This is a genomic window from Novosphingobium sp. CCH12-A3 (genome assembly GCF_001556015.1).
GTDB classification, from domain to species: Bacteria; Pseudomonadota; Alphaproteobacteria; order Sphingomonadales; family Sphingomonadaceae; genus Novosphingobium; species Novosphingobium subterraneum.
This window is the reverse complement of the sequence record NZ_LSIA01000006.1, coordinates 1-3,340: the sequence shown is the minus strand read 5'-3', so window position 1 is coordinate 3,340 and position 3,340 is coordinate 1. Positions and strand designations below refer to the sequence as shown.

Below are 3,340 nucleotides of genomic sequence, written 5' to 3'. Positions count from 1 at the left end.
GCGCGCAGGCACGACATGGAGACGGTTCGCGCTGAACTCGCGCATGTAGGCATCGAGCCCGGGCGGCGGACGCTCGGCAGCGTTCTGCCCCAGCAGCTTCAGGGCGGCATGACGGTTGGCGAGCAGACGGGGTTCGGCGAAGCCGAGCAGCTCAAGTGCACGCACTGCCACCGCAGCAAGGCGGCGCAGTGAAGCAAGGTCGATCACCCCGTCCGCGCGGCGCGGCACATCGCGCAAATCGACCAGCAAGGCCTCGTGTTTGCGGCAGAGCCAGCTTTGCCGAAGCGTCCATTCGCGCAGGATCACCAGCGGCTTGCCTGCCAGGTGAAATTCGAGCCAGCATTGCGGGCAGCCATAATGGCGCCCGCGCGGCGGCAGCAGGCACTCACTGCTGGCCGGAACGAGGGTGGCCTGCACGACGGACACCTCACACTGTACCGCCCAGGCAAGCCGTTCGATTGCCGCACCCGCGTCCGCGCGCGTGCTGGCTGCCTGTCCGCCGCCAAGATCGAGGCGGGCAAGACCCGGCTCGAAGCCAAGAAATTCGAACAGGCCGGTGCGCGTCGTATCGTGACGTGAAACAAGCCGATCGAGCCACGAATCGAAGAATTCCTCGGGCTGCGGCAGAACCCGGTAGGCGAGCGGCGACGGGTCCCTCTTCGACTCCTCCCGCCTCACCGATCGATATAGCAGGGAAACAACCGAGCAGCCTCGTAGACGTCCGATAATTCGACATGCTCGCGCCCGTGGGTGTCCCTCGCGACCCGCTGGCTCCAGTGCAGCAGGCGCTTGAAATTGCCCGTCACGCCGTGGCTGGTGCGCCAGATGAATTCGGCCATTTCCGGCTCGGCGAAGCGGTCCGGCTCGCTCAGGCCTATGCCGCGCGCCAGGACCCGGATCAGCTGCTGCGAAGGCGCACCCGGGGGCCAGTGCGTCAGGCGCAGGATAATCGAGCGATAGGCCAATTCGGCATCGTCGCTGAAGATATCGGCGGCGATATCGAGACCAGCTACCACCATGTGGACGTTTCCCTCGCTCATGAGAAAGCGGAACGAATCCAGCGCATCGCGCCGCGCCCGTCCGCTGGCCGTAAGCACCGCATGGACATTGTCGACTGCAACCAGCCTGGTCGCTTGCTCACCCAGCAGTTCGGCTACCTTGAGGTCAGCAATCTGGTGCGTGCGGCGGGTGAGCGGCCAGCCCTGCTTCCACAACAACGCAAGGTTGATCCGCAGCGATGTCGGGTGCGAGGGTACGACCGCACGCAGCATCGGAATGTAGCGCGCATCGCCCCAGTCCGCTGGTTCCGGATAGGCCAACTCGATCCGCCGACCCACTTCCTTCAGGATCGATGTCTTGCCCATCCCCGACTGTCCGACCAGGACAACGCAGGTTGGTCGGTCATCCGGATCCTCGCCGGCCAGCCCCACCAGCGTATTCACATGCGCACGTGCTTCGTCGAAATCGATCCAGAAGGCCTGCCGCAGCGAACCCGCCGAGGCTACGCCTCGCTTATCGGCTTGAGCCATTCCACCTCTCCCAGTTCCTCCAGCGGAAGCCATCTTGTACCGGCTGCAGAAGTGCCCGCTGGCAGCGCCGGTGCGTGCGAAACACCTTCGCGCTCGAGCCGCTTGCGCCCCTGGCGCTGCTGCCGGGTCCGGATCTTCGAGGCCCGCACTTCCTGGCGATTGGCATAGACGAGCCGGGCAATCTCGGCTTCGCCGCCGCCGTGATGATAGGCGGCCCCGCGGCGGCGGCGCTCTGCAGCAGCGGCATCCCACTCCAGCTTGGTGACCTGCGGGTAGGACCCGACGACACACGCCACGACAAGGGCTTCATCGATCTGCGGATAGACCTCCTGGATGGTGCGTTCATCAATGTGGATCATGACCTTGAGTCCAATCCGCGACGCAAAGCTCTCGTGCCAGTACCGCCGATGGTCGATCCTCACCCCGCTCGCGGTTATGGTGCGTTCGACCCATGGCAGAAACCGGCGGATCAATTGCGCAACGTCGACCCCCACGGGCACGAGGGTACCGTGTTCGACCGCTCCTTCCTGCCACATCTGTGTTGGTGCGATCCCTCCGAGCCCCTCATGCGGCGTATGGTGATAGCGGCAGATTTCCCGGATGAACCAGCGTTCGAACTCCTCCAGCGTCATGGTGGCGGCCGCTTCGACGTCGTGGCCATCGCGCTTCGTGACGTCACCGCCGGTGGCACCCGGCAACAGCAGCATCTTTTCGCACATGGTACCGATCAGGCGCTCGATGTGCCCACCGAAATGGGCCGGACCACGCGGCCGAATGTCCGGATCGATCCCGTAGGCGTGACAGGCGCTTCGAAAGACTTCTGCCCGGTGAGATCCCGCATGGTCGGCATGCAACCGCTTGAAGAACCCATGCATCGGGTAGTCATCATTCATGCCGAGATGCGCCAGCAACGGCGGCTTGGGGAGCAGCGCATTGGCCACCGCCCGGCCACAACGGAAGATCGATGGATCCCCAAAACTCACATAGAACCCCAGAATGCAGCGGCTCCAGACCTCGATCAGCAGCGTAACCCACGGTCGCCCCAAGGCCTCGCGGCGCACGCTATCGACGAGCATGACGTTGGCCGGCGAGTGGTCCATTTGCACGAGGTCCAGGAACCCGCGGCTTTGGTATTGGCCCGGATGCGGCTCATATGCCGTCCGACGCTTCGACCCCATGGTCGAGCGCGCAAGCTGCGGCGAGCTGATCTCCCCGATCAGCCGCTCGATGGTCCGAACGCTCGGGACATCCCCACTCTTGAACCGGTAATCGCCGTTGTCCGCAATGAGCAGGCTGCGAATCTGGTTGGCAGCCTCCCGCACGCTGGGTCGCGGACGATGCAGGAAAATCTCCTCGATCTCCTGGTCGATCGCCGTGAGGATTTCGGGCGGCGCATGCCTTGTTCCGGGCTTAGGCCCCTTTGGCTGCGGTGCGAGGCTCTCCGCTATAGGATGCTCCCGGAACCGACGGGCGAGTTCGCGAACTCGGCGCGCGCCGAGCCCCGTTTCTTCGCAGATTGCGGCCACCGACGCTGCTGACAGTGGGCCCTCCAGCGAAACATGACGCCGGAACACCGCGTACAGTTCTGCACCAGTTTTCAGCGCCGCCGCAGAGGGCGTGGCGATTCGAGGCGGTTTTCGTTCGATCACCGGAATACTCCGACCGATCTATGGACCGCTTCAGCGTCGTCTATTTTGACGTACTTGAGAAGCCGGAATTTCCAAGTGCCAAGATATGATGCACTGATTTCAGAATTCTATGGCATTTTATCAGGAGGTTACGTTGATTGACTGCTTCTTTGTCCCGCGACA

Annotated in this window: 2 protein-coding genes and 1 pseudogene; all 3 read right to left on the bottom strand. The window is 63.6% G+C overall.

From position 1 onward, the window contains the following. Window positions 1-678: pseudogene (locus AX703_RS00145) on the bottom strand (hypothetical protein); the annotation flags it as partial. Continuing rightward, window positions 675-1,529, bottom strand: coding sequence for a TniB family NTP-binding protein (locus tag AX703_RS00140; RefSeq protein WP_062341744.1), 855 nt, complete (start codon window positions 1,527-1,529; stop codon window positions 675-677). The pseudogene AX703_RS00145 and the gene AX703_RS00140, both read right to left, overlap by 4 nt. Next, window positions 1,502-2,851: a Mu transposase C-terminal domain-containing protein gene (locus AX703_RS00135; protein ID WP_231735277.1), complete on the bottom strand. Its 1,350-nt coding sequence runs from the start codon at window positions 2,849-2,851 to the stop codon at window positions 1,502-1,504. The genes AX703_RS00140 and AX703_RS00135 overlap by 28 nt, the downstream gene beginning before the upstream one ends. Window positions 2,852-3,340: the final 489 nt, after the last annotated feature.